Below are 17493 nucleotides of genomic sequence, written 5' to 3' on the forward strand. Positions count from 1 at the left end.
TCACATGCAGGACTTTTTTGGGATTATTCACCGCCATAATAAATAACCATCTGGCACACAGCTGTTTCTCCTGAATCATTTACATATTCATGCCCTGAGTCAGCGGCAAAACGAATCGAACTTCCTTCTGTCAGCTCATAGGTTTCTTCGCCAATTTTAAGGGCAATCTTCCCCGACAGCACCGTGATATATTCCTCTACCCCCTTCGTATGGCCTTCATTCCGATACAAGCAGCCCGGTTTCATTTCAACCCGGTAGCTTTCCCATTTTTTCAGGGGATCGAAGGGGAAGATGGGATACACGATGTAATTGCCGTTATCTTCAAGAACAGGTTGAACGTCTTGATAATGAATGATGGATATTTGATTGCTTGGCTTTTCAATCAGTGAAGAGAAGGATACCTTCAAGCCATTGGCGATCTTCCATAGAATCGCGACCGTCGGATTCGAATCACCTCGTTCAATTTGACCGATCATCGCCTTGCTTACACCGGTGCGCTCTGCCATCTGCTCAAGGCTGAAGCCGCGCTCCCTGCGGATCTTCCGTATATTATCACCAATTTGAATCGGGAAATTTTCCATGCTAAAACTCCTCTTGTATACTATAGCGTCTATATGTATAATATAATAAATTATCAAAAAATTAAAATAGTAAATTACTTCTATTATAAAGGATGTGAGAGGATGGAGGCACTGCTTTCTACGAAAAAAGTGAGTGATTTTCGTCTGGGCCTGCAGGGAGGACTCAGCATTGCCATCGGATATATGCCTGTTGCGTTAACCTTTGGGTTGTTGGCACGGACAACCGGCCTCACGGTCACGGAAACGGTACTGATGAGCATGCTCGTGTTTGCAGGGGCTGCTCAATACATATCACTGAGTCTGATAGCGGTTGGTACTGGTATCATTGAAATTATTCTTACAACGTTTATCGTAAACATCCGTCACTTCCTGATGTCGGCTTCTTTAAGTGAAAAGCTCGAGGAAGACCGTTTGTTTAAAAAGCTTTTTTATGCGTTTGGGATTACGGATGAAACCTTCACGGTCATCAGCGTCAAAGATGGCAAAGTAAGAACGGGTTTTGCCGTCGGGGTGATGCTCATTTCATACGGGAGCTGGGTCGTGAACTCTGGTGTAGGCTACTTCATTGGGGAAATCCTTCCCGAGTTTCTACAAGCGAGTATGACGATCGCTCTTTATGCCATGTTTGTGGGACTCCTCGTTCCTTCCATGAAAAAAAGTGTCAAGGTCACGTTTTTAGCTGTAGTGGCCGGTGCGTTGAATAGCATCCTGCTTTTCACGACCAACCTTTCAAACGGATGGTCGATTGTACTTGCTACCCTCGTATCAGCCGTGATTGTGGAATTGGTTGTCATAATGAAGGGAGGAGAGAGAGCGAATGAATAGCGCGATTGTGTTGATGATCATCGGTATGGCGATTGTCACGTATATTCCCAGAATGCTTCCTTTCCTCGTATTTAAAGGGAAAGAGCTGCCTCCATTTCTTCAAGGGGTATTAAAGAATGTTCCCTTCGCCGTATTAGGCGCTTTAATTTTTCCGAGCATCCTTTTGATTCAAGAGGGGAATCTTATGTTTGGAGCCGTCGGGACGGCAGCCGCATTTGTCATCGCCTTTCTTGGTGCCAACGTCATCCTTGTGGTGATTGGGGCGATTTCAGTACTGTCTTTGTATTCGGTGTTCTTGATGTAAGCCGCGATTCGGGTCGCGGCTTTTTTAATTGGAGGGGGATTTCGCGATTTCTGCCGTAATGTGTTTAGGTTCTAAATCTTTGGACAGGGTATTACATATAGTAATGAAGACATTGAAGGGAGGAAATATGTTGGCTAAAAAATGGGCACTTCGTTCAATCCTGGCTTATTTGCTATTAGGCTTGTTTCTATATGTGTATTTATTTTTCTTGGCGGATTCTACTTTGCCTGACATGTACAACGGAAGCAGTGCTGATCCAGCCACCTTTATGAATGATAAAGAAATTATGCTGAGTGAGGATTTTTCTAAAATCAAGAATCTCCTGTTTTTCTTATCCACTCCTTATGAATGGTTGTTTTATTTCCTGATCCTGATCCTCGGGGTCTCGCGTATGTTTGAGAAGTGGGCGAGGGGCACAGTGAAAAATGGTTTCCTGCAAACGGCCATTTATTTATTCTGGTTATCGATTGCTTCTTTTGTAGCGATTTTTCCTCTTCAGTATATTTCCTATAAAATTTCGAAGAGCTACAATATTTCCACCCAAACCTTTGCCATGTGGATGAAGGATGAGGTCACGGATTTCTGGGTGAATTACCTGCTTATGTTCATCATTGTTTCTGTGTTATATGGTTTGATGAAACGATTCAAACAGCGCTGGTGGCTGGCAGCCTGGGCATTGTCTGTACCATTTACGGTTTTCATGATGTTCGTGCAGCCTGTATTGATCGATCCGTTATACAATGACTTCTATCCACTGAAAGATAAAGCGTTAGAAGAGCAAATCCTGACTCTTGCAGACAAGGCGAAAATCCCTGCAGACCACGTGTTTGAAGTCGATATGTCGGAGAAGACGAACTCCCTGAACGCCTATGTTACCGGTGTAGGATCCAATTCCCGGATTGTCCTCTGGGATACGACACTTGAAAAATTAACAGACGAGGAAATTCTGTTTGTAATGGCTCATGAAATGGCTCACTATGTGGAGAAGCATATCTATATAGGCATTGCGATATACCTGATCCTATCCTTTTTTGGATTATTCCTGACGGCCAAGCTGATGAGAGGGATCGTCGCCAATCATAAAGAGGACATGAAAGTATCGAACGTGTCGAACTTGAGCTCATTACCTCTGTTCTTGATGATTACGTCCATGCTGCTGTTCACTGTCAGTCCCCTTAGTAACTGGATCTCCCGCTACCAGGAAACGAGGGCTGACCGATATGCAATAGAAATGACGAGCGACAAAGAAGCCGCCATTTCATCTTTCCAAAAGTTATCCAAGGTGGGATTATCTCAGGTCAATCCGCCTTTACTTGTGAAGATTTTCCGTTACGGCCATCCGACGATGCTTGAACGACTGACGATGCTTGAAGAGTATGAAACAGAGAAAGATACAGAGTAAAGGGGTAATACTGAGGATAGGTTCTCCCTCTATAAATTGAAAGAGTGTGCATGACATGAAGGACGACTTGTGGTAGGAAGCGAGTCGTTTTTTTATTGTGTCTATTTCTAAATCCTATTCCTGAAATTCCAAATTTCAGTGCACAATCCTCGTAAATATGGTAAAATAAGGAATTGTATAGTTGGGTTTTTCAGTTTATTAAAACTGGCAGGGGGGCGGGGAAAATCAAGTATCAAAAGCTTGGATATTATTTATTCGTTTTATGTTTACCGTTTTAGCGTTAATCGGTTTACCTTTTTTGAGTTATCTTGAAACTGGCCGCCCGATGATGGAGTGGTCTTTGATCATTGGGATATTAGTTACCCTGATCATCATCTACGTAAACGGAGATGGATATTTTTACAAAAAGGGGCAGCATTTGATCAAAGAAAAAAAGAAGAGGTTTTATCATTCCATTTCTTTCTGGACGGCTTTTGTTTATACCGCCGTAGCATTATACTTTACGATTAAAACTTATGGGAATTTACTACATTAGATCTTCCTTGAATGGAATTTCAATATGATGAGGAAGAAGCCGCCAGTCCGTCTTTTACAAATAGAATAGGTGAAATGTATCAAGTGAAACGGTCCGTCACTTTGAGGAGACCCGACCATACGTTTATTTTTAATAAAGGAATAATGAAAAAAGCCTGGTTCTTAAAAAGACTAGGCTTTTTCTCTTTTACTGATAATCAGGTTCTTCGCTTTCTCTGTCATATAAGCGAAAATTACATCTTTGTAATGAAGTCCGGAGTTCGTTAGTTGAGCTTCCAGCCATTCTTGCGATTTCCCAAGGAGCACCAGGTTCCGCGTTTGGATTTTACCATCCACAATCACTGAAATCGGCAATCCCTCGTCATCGATTTTAAGGCCGAGATGCTGGACGGTAACAGGGGTGTTTTCCACCTTTGGAATGATGCTTACTTCACCTATCGGCTCGAGCATGGCGTAGTCCACGTCTGAAATCTTCGGGTAACCTTGTGAGCGTAGAATGGACGTCAACTGAATCAGCGATATCTTAGATTTCTCAAGGTTGTCCTCTAGAATTTCACCATTTTTAATCAGCAAGGTAGGTTCTCCAAGAAAGAAACGGTTTCCCCATTGACTTAAGGTCATGAATGAAAACAGAACATGCAGTCCTACTAAAATGACGAGAGATGCAATCGTCGGCCAGAATTCTGTAGAGATTAAGGGCTCAGAGGCAATGGTCCCGACAATGATAATCGCCACAAGATCATAAGGGGTCATTTGTACAATTGTGGATTTTCCCATCAGTCGCATAGCGGCAATGGTAATTAAGTAGAGGACAAGTACTTTTATTAGCAGGATCATCATATTCGCTCCAAAGTGTATAGGTTAGCTTTAGGATGTACTATTTAAATTGAAGTAATTCATGAAATGGAGGGGGTCCAATGGCCCGTCCATTAAAAAAGGAATAGCTGACTCTGTGGAGAGTCAGCTATTATTTATCATCCGTAGCTTAGGTTCAGTTCGTTTAATTCTTTTGTTAATTTCATGAACAAAGGTTTATTTTTCTTATCCAGGGCGGCGTCAATGTCTGTCAGGAGTTTTGTCTTACGGGTTGTCAGAATGCTTTCATGCAACACCATGTCAATATAGATCTCCATTACACTTCTCTCAGCGGCTTTCTTCCGGGTCATCGCAGAAGCTTTCATCATTTCGGTATAGGACTTTTTGTTTTCCATATACGGTCACCCCTGAATTCTTTTTATTAGTATATGGGGTAAGTAGTAAAAATTCAACTAAAAAATTAAATATTCTGATAATTTTTTACTCATAAACGGGTGGCGTGCAGTAAATTTCAGAATTTTTAAAAATATAGGAGACAACCCTCGGAATTTGTGGTATTATTTTGGTGAAAAATGTAAATGGAGGCGATGAAATGAGAGAAAAATCTCGAATTATAGAAGAATATGAAGTGAATCCCCATACGATGATCCTGCAGCCTATTGAGTACGGTGCCAGGACATTTACCAAGATCATAGAGGTAGATGACGTGCTAGTCTCCCCATTTAAACCGTTTGATATTTTGAAGAAGAGCTGTGAATTCTTTGGTTCCTCCTATGAAGGAAGAAAAGAAGGCACCAAGAGACTTACGGGTATTATCTACAAAGCTCCCATCATGGTGAATCCTCAGATGTCCATTTATCTTTTTCCAACATCATCTCCTGTCAAGCAAGAATGTGCCTGGGTTTCCCACTCCCATGTTCGTGGGTATGAACGATCGACAAATGGATCAACGAAGGTATATCTTCAAAACAATGAGTCCTGCACGGTTCCGATTTCATATAGTTCCTTTGAAAATCAAATGCTTCGCACCTCTGATTTGCGTATTGCATATACACAGCGGGTGGCAGAAATGGAAAGTAAATATAATACGAAGGTTCACACTGAAGCGAGTAATATAAAAACGTTTTATCTCAATCCAACTATCAAAAAAGCTGATGCGTGAGATCAATCACGCTTCTTTTGTTGTGTCTGTTTTCGTTTCCAGGAAACGGCGATACAAATAATGTCTCATTAGATCCTCCACCCGGTTGCGAAGGCGCGGATTAAAGTAGTTATGGTGTTCTTCATAACCCTTATAAAGAAACATATACATCGTAAAAGCATCGTCTGATTGAATTCGCTCAACCTTCATCTTATTGGTCCTCATGTACTTTTTTACATGAGCGAGTTCTCCTTGGATGACCTTCATCGTCTCCTCGACCAATTCCAGATACGGTCGTTTTAATTTAAAAGGACTGCTATCCACGATTTGCAGATCACGATTCAATATGGTCAGCACCATCGGTAAATAAATCGCCTGTTCTAATATATTCCTGTCATTCTCCGGGATCCTTGTCATATGAAAAGACTCCTTTTCATTTTTGATATAGAACGAATGTTCGTATTTTCATTTTACGTGGAATTCGATTTACTTTCAATAGGGAAAGTTGTAGAATTTGAATTTGTTTCTATTATGAAGGGCAGTTCGAGTTTTTATCCATAAAGGGAAAAGTATTTCTGACGTCGAAATCATATGGGGAACAGAAGAAAGGATGGTATCAGAACATGAATAAAGGAATTGAAATCCAGGACCTCTACGAAATAAAGGCCGTATCCGATCCAAGATTGTCTCCAAGCGGAGAAGAAGCCGTATTTGTCCAAACCATCATGTGTGAAGAAAAAAATGAATATTTCTCAACCTTACATAGCATTCGTCTGCAAGATAAGACCACTCGCCAATGGACTTTCGGAGAACAAAAGATTTCATCTCCGAGATGGTCACCTGATGGGGGGACGATTGCCTTTGTCTCAAATCGTTCCGGCGTGAATCAGCTTTATGTCATTCATCGTGATGGAGGGGAAGCAGAGCAGCTGACGGATTATCAAAAAGGCGTTTCGAATCCTGTATGGTCTCCTTGTGGTGAAAAGATCGCTTTCTCGATGCGATTGGAAAAAGGGGAGACGTTTGAAAAGAAGGATGGCGAAGAAGAGAAATTAAAGCCATTTGTTGCGACAAGCATGAAATATAAAAGTGATGACCGAGGTTTCGATGACAACTGCCACTCGCAGATAGTAATGGTGGGGGTGGTGTCGAAGGAAATGAGAAGAATCACGGATGATGTCCATGATTACACTCTTCACTCCTGGTCCCCCGATGGTAAGCACATTGCGTTTTCAGTGGACAGAACAGAAGACAAAGATTTCTCCTTCCAGTCTGATTTATTTATTTATCATCTTGAAACGAGCGAATATAAGAAGATTAATGGAGAATCGGGGTACTACGGAGAAGCAAGCTGGTCTCCCGATGGAAAGCGTCTCTCCTATTTAGGACATGGACGTGAATATGAGAATGCGACACACAATAAGGTGTGGTTGCATCACCTTGAAACCGGTCACTCCGTTTGCCTGACAGAAAGCATGGATGTACCTGTAGGAGATTATCTCAATACTGACAGTATCCAAGGCTCATCTCAAGCAGGAATCCTGTGGTCAAAGGACAATGAAAGTTTCTATTTCCTGGCGTCTGATTCAGGAAACACGGTCCTTTACTACGCTCACATTGAAGGAGCCATCTACCCTGCATTGCTGCAGGAGCAGCAGCATATATATGGATTCGACTTCGATTCTGATCGCCAAGTAATGCTCGTTGCCATGAGTAAACCGACAGAACCTGGTGAATTGTATACTCTTCATGTTCCTACCGGAGACCTGAAGAAAGTGACCAACCTGAACGGGGGCCTGGCGGATCGTGAAATATCCTCTCCTCAAGCCTTTATGTACAATGGTGCGAAAGGCTGGCAGGTACAAGGCTGGATCATGAAGCCAGTCGACTATGAGGAAGGAAAGAAATATCCACTAATCGTCGAAATCCACGGAGGCCCCCACACCATGTATGGGAACACGTTCTTTCACGAATTCCAAGTACTGGCAAGTAAAGGATATGCTGTTTTATATGTGAATCCAAGAGGAAGCCATGGCTACGGGCAAGAGTTCGTGGATGCCGTAAGAGGCGATTACGGCGGCGGGGATTACGAAGATATCATGGCAGCAGTCGAGTATGCCCTTGAGGAATTTTCGTTTATTGATGAAACCCGCTTAGGTGTGACCGGTGGAAGCTATGGAGGGTTCATGACCAACTGGATCATCGGTCATAGCGACAAGTTTAAAGCGGCGGCCACCCAGCGCTCCATCAGCAATTGGATCAGTTTTTACGGAGTGAGCGATATCGGCTACTACTTCTCGGAGTGGCAAATCCAAAGCGACCTCGGCGACATCGAAACCCTTTGGAAGCATTCACCCCTTGCTTATGTGAAGAATATGAACACCCCCCTATTAATACTTCACAGCGAAAAGGACTACCGTTGTCCAATCGAGCAGGCGGAACAGTTATTCATCGCATTAAAGCGAGAGAAAAAAGATGTAAGATTCGTGCGTTTCCCGGAATCCAATCACAATTTGTCACGGAATGGAAAACCTTCCTTGAGGGAAGCAAGATTACAAGAGATTGTGGGTTGGTTTGGGGAGCATTTATAGAGGAGAGAGCTGTCATTCCTGGATGGGGATGGCTGTTTTTTTAGGGGAAATGGGGAATGAAGAATAAAAAAATGAAATTTGACGAGTGTGGAGCACTATTGTGAAAGTCGATAATAAATGGGGCGAAGTCGATAATATCAACCGGACGGAGTTGAGGAATCCTTGACTGGATTGTTTGGAGAAGGAATTTATCTACCGTTCCCCGATTTTAACATCCTCAAAAACACTTTTATCTGCTAAAGATTCAATATATCTGGTAATGTACAAAATCCGACAAATTTTGCGAACGAAAGACGAACCAACGAACGAATCCTAATCCAAAACCTATTCCAGAACGCACCCCAAAAAATAACCCACCCCAAAACGTTTACATCCCCCCTCATTAGGCAAAGTTATATTAATAAAACGACCCGAGAGATAACAATATGGAAATCCTGATTTGGTGTGATATGATGAAAATATAAGTAACGATATAACGAAATGAGTTTATTTGTTCATGGTCGTTTAAGGGGAAACATATAATATGGATATAAAGTCGATAAAAGAATGGTTTACACTTGAAAATATGATGGACCTGATTCAGCAGTATCGTTCGTTTGGACCCATTCCAGGGATCCTGCTGCCGCTGCTGGAAGCATTTCTTCCGTTCCTGCCACTGGTTGTGTTTGTGACGGCGAATGCCAATGCATTCGGGTTATGGTGGGGGTTTCTGTTTTCGTGGATCGGGGCTACTCTTGGAGCTCTTATTGTATTCTTGTTGGTAAGAAGGTATGGGGAGACCCGATTTTTTCGTTTCCTGAGAAAGAACCGCCAAGTGAAACGATTGACGAAATGGGTAGACAAGCATGGGTTTGGCCCGTTGTTCATTCTCTTATGCTTTCCTTTTACGCCGTCTGCCGTGGTGAATGTAGTGGCGGGTTTGTCGTCGATCAGCATCGCTCAATATATGCTCGCGGTGGTAACAGGGAAAATGGTGATGATTTTTACCATAAGTTTTATCGGATATGATATCATATCATTAGTAAGACAGCCAATACGTACTGTGATCGTTGCAGCCATTATCTTTGTGCTATGGTTTGTAGGGAAACGAATTGAGATACATCTGAATAAGAAAATGGAAATAGACCAACGAATTGAACGGAAAAAGCAGGAGGAATCAAATTGAGAGAAGAGGTAAAAAGAGAAGGACTCGAATGGATTAAAGCCTTAGGGATTGGACTGATCATCTTTATCATCATTCGAACCTTTCTCTTCTCCAACTATGTAGTCGAAGGTGAATCGATGATGCCGACACTACAGGATGGAAATAAGCTTGTTGTGAACAAAATCGGTTATCATATTGGAGACTTGGATCGCTTTGATGTTGTCGTCTTTCATGCAAATGAAAATGAGGATTATGTGAAACGCATCATCGGACTGCCCGGTGATAAGGTCGTTTATAAGGACGATAAGCTATATATTAACGGAGAGTACTATCCTGAACCTTATTTAGAGAAATTCAAGCAAGAGTATATCGGAAATAAGCTGACGGGTGACTTTACTCTGGAAGAAATCACAGATGAGCAAACGGTTCCCAAAGGAAAAGTATTTGTTCTTGGAGATAACCGCCGGGGAAGCATGGATAGTCGCTACTTCGGGTTCATAGACCGTGAACAGATCGTCGGGAAGGTGGATCTTCGTTACTGGCCTATCAACGAATGGGATGTACAATTTAGAAACTAACGATCCTGAATGCTGTTCAATACTTGAGCAGTATTCTTTTTTTTGTAAAAGATTCTCCACTTAAGTACTAGTTGTCCTCCATCGCCCAATATAAATATGATAGAATAGTAAGAAAATTCGTTCGTTTTGAGGGTGGTTGTGTGACAACAGAAATTCCAATCATTGAAACCAAATTTGTGCCGCCTGTTGTCAAGGATTCATATATTAGGCGGCCAAGCTTAATGAAAAAAATGAGAACGGTTACAGATTATAAATTGGTGATCGTTCATTCGGGGGCAGGCTACGGAAAGAGTACTGCGATCAGTCAGTTTCTTCAAGATGTAAAGCCGAACCATTGCTGGTACTCGATTACGCAAACCGATGACGGACTGGTTCCGTTTGTCACAAATATTGTGTATAGCATCCAGAAGCAAATCCCTCATTTTGGAGAAGAGTTGAGGGAAACCATTCTGTCCATGGGGCAATATATGAAGGATGATGATATCTACAGATTAAGTGCATTGTTTATTAACGAATGCATGAAAATCCCCCACACATTCACCATTATCGTCGACGACTATCATTTAGTGGACCATTCCTTCCTTATAAATCAATGGATGGAGAAGGTCATTGAGCACTTACCGGGTCACATTCATTTCTTTCTATCTACACGAACCAAGCCTTCATGGGCCACATTTATCCAGCTGAAAATATCCCGACAATTATTAGAGATAACAGAAAATGATTTGTGCCTCACGAAAGAAGAGGTGGAAGTACTTCTAACGGACTTTCATGAAACGGTCATTCCCGAATCCCAGCTTGATGCGATTTGTGAATTAACCGAAGGCTGGGTCATTGCTGTCAGTATGATTCATTCGCAGCTTCAAGAGAATCCTGATATTCTCATGGTGGAAAAGCAGCATTCCTCCCTTGAAGAGCTCTTTCATTATTTGGCACATGAGGTGTTTTCTAAGCAAACACCGATCGTGCAGCAGTTCTTGAAGCAAATCTCGATTCTCGATGAAATAAATGGACGTACATGCGAAGCCATCTTTGAACTGCCGGGATCCGGGCAAATGTTAAACCAGCTGTCAGAGAAAAATGCCCTTATTCAAGAAATGAAAGGATCACATCATTATCGACTTCACGCCCTTTTCCAAACTTTTTTAGAACGGAAATTTAAAGAAGAAAGCATAGGGCTCTATAAGGAATTACAGCTGAAATGTGCTCGATTCTATGAACAGAACGGGAAGTGGGAAAAAGCGATTCATCATTATATGAAAATGGAAAACATTGAGGCGGTGTCCGCTATTCTTGTTCGTGAAGCGGATGCGATGATGAAAAGTGGACAGCTCGAAACACTTGGTGACTACTTGGGGGAGGTTCCAGACTCCTTAAAGGATCAATATTATCCTCTTTGGTTTTATCAAGGTGAGTTCTTTCGTTATCGGTCATTCTACGAAAAAGCAGAAAAAGCCTATACCCATGGAATTCAACTGGCAGAGGAAAAGAGTGACGCGCTCATGCTGAGCAAAGCATATGAAGGAATCGGCAGAATCTATTTAGACACGATTCAGCCGGGAAAAGCACAGCGGTTTTTACTCAAAGCCATTGAATGTTTAGAGGTTGAAGATCAAGAATACCTTTTCGAAAAAAATCATTTATATGTTCTGATAGCAGAGAATTTGGTGAACTCTGGAAAGGCAATTCAGGCGAAAATCTGGTATGACAAAGGAAAGAAGAGCGGTTTCATGAAGGAAGAAGGCAACCTTGAGGCAAGGATGCTTCTCCGAACAGGGAAGCTTCAAGAAGCAAAACAGGTTCTTCTCTACAAAGAAGGAGAAGACCGGCTTCCACAATCCCATCGGGAAAAAGAATTGCTTCTGTCGCTTATTCAATCGTTCATGGGGAATGGCAGCGAAGCCAAATCATTAGCTCAGCAGGGGATCAGTCAGGGAATCAAAGGGAAGTCTCCTTTTGTGGAAGCATGCGGTTGGATTCGCATGGGTCATGCCGTTCAGCTCATCAGTGATTACGACACAGAGCTTGCAAAAAGCTGCTATGAAACATCGTTAGAATTAATGAGTCAGATCAATGTTTCAAGGGGAAAAGCAGAACCATATATGGGACTGTCGATTCTTTATGCCAGATCAGGAGATTTCCAGAGTGCAAAGGAATTAGCCGAAGAGGCTTTGCATGAAACGGAAAAGGTAGAAGATATGTGGCTATATTCACTCATACTTCTGAGCGTCGGGATAACGGACTTTTACAAAGAAGAATTTGAAGAGGCAAGGAAAAGCTTTGAACGGGCGAGCAGTCATTTTCAATCGTGCGGAGACCGTTACGGCAAAATGGTGACAGATTTGTGGAAAAGCGCAATTGCCTACAAAACAGGTGATCACGATAGATTCGTTGAAAATATGACCTCCTGCTTAAATGAAGTCCAAATGGGAGAATATGAGTTTATCTTTTTCAAGCCGACTACATTCGGGCCGAAAGACCTGCAAAGCCTGATTCCATTATTAGTCAAAGCTTACCAGGAGAGCATTCATGCCTCATTTTGTCATCAGCTTTTAACCAAATCAGGATATGATTCGATCACCTCCCATCCGGGGTACACAATCAAAGTTCAAACCCTCGGACGCTTTGAAATCCGGTTAGGCGATCATAAAGTCATAGAGAAGCAGTGGCAGAGGGAGAAGGCGAAAGAATTATTTCAATACTTCCTGATTCAACGGAACCAATTAAAACGGAAAGAAGAAATCATTGAAGAACTGTGGCCAGAGGGGACAGGTTCGGACCGTGACTTCAAGGTGGCACTCAACGCCCTGAACAATGTATTAGAACCCAATCGTCAAGCAAGGGGAAAAGCTTTCTTTATCGGTCGCCATCAGGAAGGGTATGGATTGAATCCAATGGCCAACATCGAATACGATGCAGATCAATTCACCAGCTGGATCACAGAGGGATTAAAAGAAAACGATGTGGAGAAATCCATTCAATTCCTCGAACGGGGATTCCACTATTATAAAGGGATGTTCTTGCCGGACCGGAAAGGGGCGTGGTGGACCGAGAAGGAAAGGGAGCGACTTCATCTCCTATACTTGAGAGGACTGGAGAAACGGGCTCAGATCGCAGTGAGAATGGAACGGGTCGATGAAGCCATCGATTACTGCCTGACGATTATCGAACATGATCCCCTTTGGGAGGAAGCCTACCGCATCCTCATGTACGGCTATTATCAAAAGAATAACCGTCCCCAAGCCGTTAAGTGGTTTCAGCGCTGCAAAGACATCCTCGAATCCGAACTGGGCGTCGATCCCATGACAGCGACACAGCAAATGTATGAAATGGTCATTGGTGCGAAGGTAAGAGGAAGGCTATTTGAATAAGGAAAGGGTCAGATCCACTTTGGGGATCTGATCCTTTTTTATTTTGAGATGGATTTACATTGCGAGATTCGGTCGAAGAAAGCCAGGAACTCAATTGCTTTTATGAGAACTTGGGTCATGATCATATTTACCGTAGGAACATTGGTTATTATCGCAGGATATTCGATTAGAGTTTTGAATAATCCAGTCGTTTTATCGAATAATCCAGCGAAATATCAAGGAAACCGGCCGTTTTATCGAATAATCCGGGGGAAATAGCATGAAAGCCGGCAGTAATATCGAATAATCCAGCGGAAATAGCATGGAATCCAGCCGTGTTATCGAATAATCCAGCCGAAATAGCATGGAATTCAGCCGTTTTTCCACTTAATCCGGCCGAAATCATCAAAAAACCGGCCAATTAACATAATTATCCAATTACGATCCTTATTTGCACGCAACCCATTCAAAAACATCGCCCCACTCCCATGTAACTCATTTGTAACTCACCTCACCTAAGATGAATTCAAAGCTATTATCGCTTTAGTTCATATTCCGAGGGGGAGAAAATGTGAAACGATCGTTTAGATGGACGACTTTAATGATGTTGATGTCATGCATGCTTATTGCTGCGAGTGCCTGCAGCTCAGAAAGCAGTGGCGGGTCGGGGGATACAGATGAGAAAGAACAGGAAACGGTGAAGATCGGGGTGCTTGCTTCCCTTACAGGGGCACTGGAGTCATATGGGAAGCAAACGCAGCGCGGATTTGAATTAGGCCTCGAGTATGCCACGGATGGAACGATGGAAGTGGCGGGGAAGAAAATAGAAGTTGTGTTTGAAGATACAGAAACGAAGCCAGAGGTTGCTGTTCAAAAAGCGACGAAGCTTTTAGAAGAAGATGGAGTGGATTTCCTGGTTGGATCATCAAGCTCAGGTGACACACTGGCCGTGCTGCCACTTGCAGAAGAATACGAAAAGATCATGATTGTCGAGCCGGCGGTTGCCGATAGTATTACAGGTTCAGAGTTTAATCCTTATATCTTCCGTACAGCCCGTAACTCTTCACAGGATGCTGTTGCAGGGGCTGCTGCGATTGCGAAGGATGGAGTGAAGATCGCTACACTGGCACCGGATTATTCATTTGGCCGCGACGGGGTGGCAGCCTTTAAAGAAGCGGCTGAAGGTCTTGGAGCTGAAATTGTACTTGAAGAATATGCAGATCCGGCCGCTACAGATTTTACATCGAATATCCAAAAGGTCATTGATAGTAAACCGGATTATCTATTTGTCATCTGGGCAGGTGCGAACTCTCCATGGAATCAAATCGGGGATATGAAGCTCCAGGAAAAAGGGATCAAAATTTCTACAGGGGCACCAGATATTGCTGCTCTATCAGCTATGGAACCACTTGTGGGGATGGAAGGGTTCAGTGTCTATTACCATGAACTGCCGGACAATGACATTAACGACTGGTTAGTGGAAGAACACAAGAAGAAATATGACGGGGACGTTCCGGATCTCTTTACCCCAGGTGGGATGAGCTCGGCGATTTCCATTGTGGAGGCGATCAAGAAAACAGAAGGGGATTTAGATCCTGATACCCTCATTGAAACGATGGAGGGAATGAGCTTCGAAACACCGAAGGGAACGATGACCTTCCGGGAAGAAGATCATCAGGCATTACAAACGCTATATGCCATCAAGCTCGAGAAGAAAGAGGGAGTTCCATATCCTGTTCCGGTATTGATCAGAGAGCTTTCGCCGGAAGAAACGGCTCCTCCGATCCGTAACTAAAATCGAACTTAAAGGAATGAAAAGGGGGGTGACTGACTGGGTGTTTTGGCACTTTGTTATCAGTCAGCCCCTTTCATGAAATCTAAGCGGGGTGAAGAAGCTTGAGTATTTTAGAAACAAAGAATCTAACGATTAAGTTCGGAGGTCATATTGCCGTCGATGATGTAACGTTCTCGGTACCTGAAAGGAAATTCAAGTCGATCATCGGACCGAATGGTGCCGGGAAAACGACGCTGTTTAATCTTCTGAGCGGTCAGTTAAAGCCAACTGGCGGAGATGTGTTTTTGAAAGGACAAAAGATTACGAGACTCTCTCCTACAAAAAGGGCCAGGCTTGGAATCGGTCGCTCCTTTCAAATGACGAATGTGTTCCCGAATCTGACGGTTTTAGAGAATGTGAGATTGGCCGTGCAGTCAAAGCTTGGAATCCGCTATGTGATGCACAGGAATATCAAAGCGTTCAGTGATGTCATGAGTGAAGCCTATGACTTATTGAAGCTCGTCATGCTCTCGAATAAAGCGGACTCTCTTGCCGTAAACCTTGCACACGGAGAAAAAAGAAAGCTAGAGATCGCCATGCTCCTTGCACTGGATACGGAAATTTTGCTATTGGATGAACCTACTGCAGGAATGTCCCTGGAAGAAGTACCGGCGATCCTGGAAGTGATCCGTACCATCAAATCTCAAGGGGATAAAACCATTGTCCTCATTGAACACAAAATGGATATGATCATGGATCTGTCTGACAGCATCATGGTGTTATTCAATGGTCGAATGCTTGCTGATGATCATCCAAAGGAAATCATGAAGAATGAACAAGTGCAATCGGCTTATTTAGGGGGACTTTACGATGAGCACACTGCTTAAAGTAGAAAACATCGAAACATATATCGGTCAGTATCACATTTTGCAAGGAGTTTCCTTTGAGGTGAAAAAAGGCGAAGTAACCGTACTGCTAGGAAGAAACGGGGCTGGGAAAACGACCAGTCTCCGGAGCATCATGGGACTGACCCCGCCCTCGTCAGGAAAAGTCATCTATAAAGAGGAGGAGATTCACACGCTTCCCACCTTTAAAGTAGCCAATAAAGGAATCGGATATGTCCCGGAGGATCAGGGGATATTTGGAGACCTGACAGTGGAAGAGAATATGAAGGTAGCCATGAAAACGCAAGATCAAGAGACCGGGGATCGAATGAATTGGATCATTGATCTGTTTCCCGATTTGAAAAAATTCTGGAAAAAGGCCGGCGGGAATTTAAGCGGAGGGCAGAAGCAGATGCTTTCCATTGCAAGGGCGTACTTAAATAATAATGACCTTATCTTAATCGATGAACCGAGTAAGGGGCTCGCTCCGATTGTCGTCGAGAAAGTGATGCATTCCATTGAAGAAATGAAAGAAAGAACGACGATCCTTCTTGTTGAGCAAAACTTTATGATGGCCAGTCAAATCGGGGATCGTTTCTATATTATCGACGATGGAACCACCGTTCACGATGGGCAAATGCAATCGTTGGTCAAAGATGAAGAATTGAAGAAGAAATACTTAGGAATTGCGTGAGGAGGGAAGAGGATGGACCTCATCATTAACTTGGCACTTAATGGATTGGCCACAGGGATGCTGATCTTTCTGCTGGCAGCAGGTTTGACGCTCATATTTGGATTAATGGATGTATTGAACTTTGCTCACGGAGGCTTATTTGCATGGGGAGCATACAGCGGCGTCTGGGTTTATACCGTAACAGACAGCTTTATGGTAGGCATTATCGGAGCGATTGCAACCGGATTGGTGCTGGGACTCGTGACAGAAAAATTCATTATACAGCCGGTTTACGGAAATCATGTTCAACAGATTCTCATTACGTTAGGGTTCATGCTCGTTCTTTCAGAGATGTTGAAAGTCGTGTGGGGACCGAACCAGCTATCCGCGAAAGCGCCTGACTATTTAGCGGGGAGCTGGGAAATCGGGGATATCATTGTCATTAAATATCGTGTCTTCATTATCCTTGTTGGATTATTGATTTTCACGATTATCCAGCTGATTTTGAATAAAACAAGAATCGGCTTGATCGTCCGGGCAGGGGTCATGAATAAAGAAATGGTGGAAGCCTTTGGTATCAATATTAAGAAAATGTTTATGTACGTCTTTATGGTTGGTTCTTCCCTGGCTGCCCTCGGAGGAATTCTTCTTGCCCCGTACTCAGGTGTCATTTATGCAGAGATGGGCATGGAATTTGCGATCCTCGCTTTCATCGTTGTGGTGATCGGGGGAATGGGAAGTTTTCCGGGTTCGTTGTTTGCGGCTATCTTAGTCGGTCTGTCAGGCTCGTTCATGACGTATTATGTGCCCGAATTATCCCTGGCAGTCAATATGATATTAATGGCGCTTGTACTGATTTTCAGGCCACAGGGACTATTTACAGTAAAGGGGTGACA

The 17493-nt window shown here is 43.1% G+C and carries 18 protein-coding genes; 13 read left to right on the forward strand and 5 right to left on the reverse strand.

Annotated elements, in window-relative coordinates; translation table 11 throughout:
• Positions 1-23 precede the first annotated feature (23 nt).
• Positions 24-581, reverse strand: a complete 558-nt coding sequence (locus Q1B03_RS07840; protein WP_299740074.1) for a helix-turn-helix domain-containing protein — start codon at positions 579-581, stop codon at positions 24-26.
• A gap of 102 nt (positions 582-683) precedes the next feature.
• Here Q1B03_RS07840 and Q1B03_RS07845 point away from each other — a divergent pair, with 102 nt between their 5' ends.
• From Q1B03_RS07845 to Q1B03_RS07860, 4 genes are all read left to right on the forward strand, one after another.
• Complete coding sequence (locus Q1B03_RS07845; RefSeq protein ID WP_299740076.1) at positions 684-1406, forward strand: AzlC family ABC transporter permease; 723 nt, start codon at positions 684-686, stop codon at positions 1404-1406.
• Positions 1399-1710 carry an AzlD domain-containing protein gene (locus Q1B03_RS07850; protein ID WP_299740078.1) on the forward strand — a complete coding sequence of 104 codons (312 nt, stop codon included), beginning with the start codon at positions 1399-1401 and terminating at the stop codon, positions 1708-1710. The genes Q1B03_RS07845 and Q1B03_RS07850 overlap by 8 nt, the downstream gene beginning before the upstream one ends.
• A 130-nt stretch (positions 1711-1840) precedes the next feature.
• Positions 1841-3112, forward strand: coding sequence for a M48 family metallopeptidase (locus Q1B03_RS07855; protein WP_299740080.1), 1272 nt, complete (start codon positions 1841-1843; stop codon positions 3110-3112).
• A 298-nt stretch (positions 3113-3410) separates the two neighbouring features.
• Positions 3411-3647: a hypothetical protein gene (locus Q1B03_RS07860; protein WP_299740082.1), complete on the forward strand. Its 237-nt coding sequence runs from the start codon at positions 3411-3413 to the stop codon at positions 3645-3647.
• 170 nt (positions 3648-3817) lie between these two features.
• On the opposite strand, the gene Q1B03_RS07865 is transcribed toward Q1B03_RS07860, so the two are convergent.
• A complete protein-coding gene (locus Q1B03_RS07865; protein ID WP_299740084.1) occupies positions 3818-4486 on the reverse strand; it encodes a DUF421 domain-containing protein in 669 nt (222 codons plus the stop codon).
• Positions 4487-4620: 134 nt separating this feature from the next.
• On the reverse strand, positions 4621-4857 hold the full coding sequence (locus Q1B03_RS07870) for an IDEAL domain-containing protein (RefSeq protein ID WP_299740086.1): 237 nt from the start codon (positions 4855-4857) through the stop codon (positions 4621-4623).
• 197 nt (positions 4858-5054) lie between these two features.
• On the opposite strand from Q1B03_RS07870, the gene Q1B03_RS07875 reads away from it, so the two are divergent.
• Positions 5055-5624, forward strand: coding sequence for a competence protein ComK (locus Q1B03_RS07875; protein WP_299740088.1), 570 nt, complete (start codon positions 5055-5057; stop codon positions 5622-5624).
• Positions 5625-5630: 6 nt separating this feature from the next.
• Here the strand turns inward: Q1B03_RS07875 and Q1B03_RS07880 are convergent, their stop codons facing one another.
• Positions 5631-6020, reverse strand: a complete 390-nt coding sequence (locus tag Q1B03_RS07880) for a hypothetical protein (RefSeq protein WP_299740090.1) — start codon at positions 6018-6020, stop codon at positions 5631-5633.
• A gap of 206 nt (positions 6021-6226) precedes the next feature.
• On the opposite strand from Q1B03_RS07880, the gene Q1B03_RS07885 reads away from it, so the two are divergent.
• The 4 genes from Q1B03_RS07885 to Q1B03_RS07900 all read left to right on the forward strand — a co-directional run bounded on the left by Q1B03_RS07885 (position 6227) and on the right by Q1B03_RS07900 (position 13287).
• The gene (locus Q1B03_RS07885; protein ID WP_299740092.1) at positions 6227-8194 is read left to right on the forward strand and encodes a S9 family peptidase; all 1968 of its coding nucleotides are present in this window, start codon (positions 6227-6229) and stop codon (positions 8192-8194) included.
• Between the two features lie 523 nt (positions 8195-8717).
• Positions 8718-9359: a TVP38/TMEM64 family protein gene (locus Q1B03_RS07890; RefSeq protein WP_299740094.1), complete on the forward strand. Its 642-nt coding sequence runs from the start codon at positions 8718-8720 to the stop codon at positions 9357-9359.
• Positions 9356-9916 carry a signal peptidase I gene (gene lepB, locus Q1B03_RS07895; RefSeq protein ID WP_299740096.1) on the forward strand — a complete coding sequence of 187 codons (561 nt, stop codon included), beginning with the start codon at positions 9356-9358 and terminating at the stop codon, positions 9914-9916. The genes Q1B03_RS07890 and lepB overlap by 4 nt, the downstream gene beginning before the upstream one ends.
• 140 nt (positions 9917-10056) lie before the next feature.
• The gene (locus tag Q1B03_RS07900) at positions 10057-13287 is read left to right on the forward strand and encodes a BTAD domain-containing putative transcriptional regulator (protein ID WP_299740098.1); all 3231 of its coding nucleotides are present in this window, start codon (positions 10057-10059) and stop codon (positions 13285-13287) included.
• Between the two features lie 166 nt (positions 13288-13453).
• On the opposite strand, the gene Q1B03_RS07905 is transcribed toward Q1B03_RS07900, so the two are convergent.
• The gene (locus Q1B03_RS07905) at positions 13454-13687 is read right to left on the reverse strand and encodes a hypothetical protein (protein ID WP_299740100.1); all 234 of its coding nucleotides are present in this window, start codon (positions 13685-13687) and stop codon (positions 13454-13456) included.
• A 180-nt stretch (positions 13688-13867) separates the two neighbouring features.
• Between Q1B03_RS07905 and Q1B03_RS07910 the strand changes: the two genes are divergently transcribed.
• The 4 genes from Q1B03_RS07910 (at position 13868) to Q1B03_RS07925 (ending at position 17491) form a co-directional block, all read left to right on the forward strand.
• Positions 13868-15061, forward strand: coding sequence for a substrate-binding domain-containing protein (locus Q1B03_RS07910; RefSeq protein ID WP_299741275.1), 1194 nt, complete (start codon positions 13868-13870; stop codon positions 15059-15061).
• A 101-nt stretch (positions 15062-15162) separates the two neighbouring features.
• Complete coding sequence (locus Q1B03_RS07915; protein ID WP_299740102.1) at positions 15163-15927, forward strand: ABC transporter ATP-binding protein; 765 nt, start codon at positions 15163-15165, stop codon at positions 15925-15927.
• Positions 15911-16618 (forward strand): ABC transporter ATP-binding protein, encoded by a 708-nt coding sequence (locus tag Q1B03_RS07920; protein WP_299740104.1) that lies wholly within the window; start codon positions 15911-15913, stop codon positions 16616-16618. The genes Q1B03_RS07915 and Q1B03_RS07920 overlap by 17 nt, the downstream gene beginning before the upstream one ends.
• 12 nt (positions 16619-16630) lie before the next feature.
• Positions 16631-17491: a branched-chain amino acid ABC transporter permease gene (locus Q1B03_RS07925; RefSeq protein WP_299740106.1), complete on the forward strand. Its 861-nt coding sequence runs from the start codon at positions 16631-16633 to the stop codon at positions 17489-17491.
• Positions 17492-17493 lie beyond the last annotated feature (2 nt).

Source organism: uncultured Rossellomorea sp. (assembly GCF_947488365.1).
Lineage (GTDB): Bacteria > Bacillota > Bacilli > Bacillales > Bacillaceae_B > Rossellomorea.